Below are 1,445 nucleotides of genomic sequence, written 5' to 3' on the forward strand. Positions count from 1 at the left end.
ATTGTTTTTTATCTAGAGCGAACTAATCAATTAAGTCTCTTGCCAGATAAGGATTTAGTCGATTTATGCCCCCCTATCGAACCATAACAAGTAACGAAGAGCCTAATTTCTTTATCTAAGTGTCTAAGCTCTCCTTCTAAGTCACCTAGAAAAAGGGTTTCTCGGAGAAACCCTTTTTCTGTGTTAAAAATTGTCAGCTACCCCCGCCATTTATTAGTTACATAAGCTTTTACGCATTTAAGTTACATTGACAGCATTACCCTTATTTTTAAGTTTTGGTTCTTCGTTACTTGGTATGGTTCGATAGGGGGGCATAAATCGACTAAATCCTTATCTGGTAAGAGACTTAATGGATTAGTTCGCTCTAGATCAAAAACAATTGTCAAAAATCGCTAAATGCCTTTCTATATAAGGGTTACATCCCTTATAACCCCCGTCCATTGCATAACACAAACCGAAGAGCCATATATGATCGCCACTCTTCAAGAAGAAGGGCTAATTCAAGTTTGAAGTACACCAGTACATGACTGATTGAAGAATACCTCAGATGGGATGCGATAGTCAAGGGATTTTTGGAGTCGATGGTTGATTAAATCCTTCACTCGGTCTACCTCGGCGTTGTCAGATAAAGAGATGAGAAGGCAAAATAGCAGGGATGATGTTAAGCGTATCTGTCTGAAAATGTATGTAAATCTGGACTTCCCCCGTATAAACATACTAGCTATGGCTAAAAGTCTTACAGAGCCTGAGTTAAAGCAATATAACACTAATGGACTACTGGACACAAAATCCTGAAGTCCTTACGCAGATAGGGTTTGAGGCAAAAATTTTCAAATTTGACCTTTCGACCATTATAGCTTGTTTCGGGGCAGAAAACCATCAAAAACATGGCTACAGAGGGAATCGCTGACTCTAGAGATTAATGACACCATCTGTTACAATAAGGTTAGCGATCACTATACAGCCAACTCTACGGAATCGCTCTACTCCAGATACAGTCAACGGTACAGCCATTTTCAAAGGGAAAATGTACCCAGTAGCCTCTTTTCAATTTTTTCTGAGAAGCGACCTGCAGTAAGGGTTTTGTTAATTTTTTAGTATTTCTGTATGGGGGAAGTCCAGTGATAAGACAGCAGCAGATGTGGTAATTTGATTCGCCGTGATTCCTTGTTTCGCTAGTTGCTTGACTAGCGGACTCAATATCTTTTGAAAAGCTGGCTTTAATTGATAGATAGTAATCACGGAATTTAGATCAACTTTTATAAATTTGAAAATTTTTGTCCAGAGATATGGAACTATAGAACCTGAGTGCCTGACACATCTTGTGTCAGGGGTAGCAGGTCAAGGACGACAGAGCAAAGAGTGAACACGGGAAAACCATATTCGGTCATAGTAATCGGAGAGAGCGTTCTTAGAAGAGAAACAGGGTTCTGGGTCAGAGTGGA

1 protein-coding gene is annotated in these 1,445 nt (G+C 39.7%); it reads right to left on the bottom strand.

All coding sequences use genetic code 11. The features are described 5' to 3' along the window. Nucleotides 1–242: 242 nt before the first annotated feature. Nucleotides 243–386 carry a hypothetical protein gene (locus PX481_RS17620; RefSeq protein ID WP_288095238.1) on the bottom strand — a complete coding sequence of 48 codons (144 nt, stop codon included), beginning with the start codon at nt 384–386 and terminating at the stop codon, nt 243–245. Nucleotides 387–1,445: the final 1,059 nt, after the last annotated feature.

It is taken from the genome of Microcystis sp. M53603_WE2, from assembly GCF_030065435.1.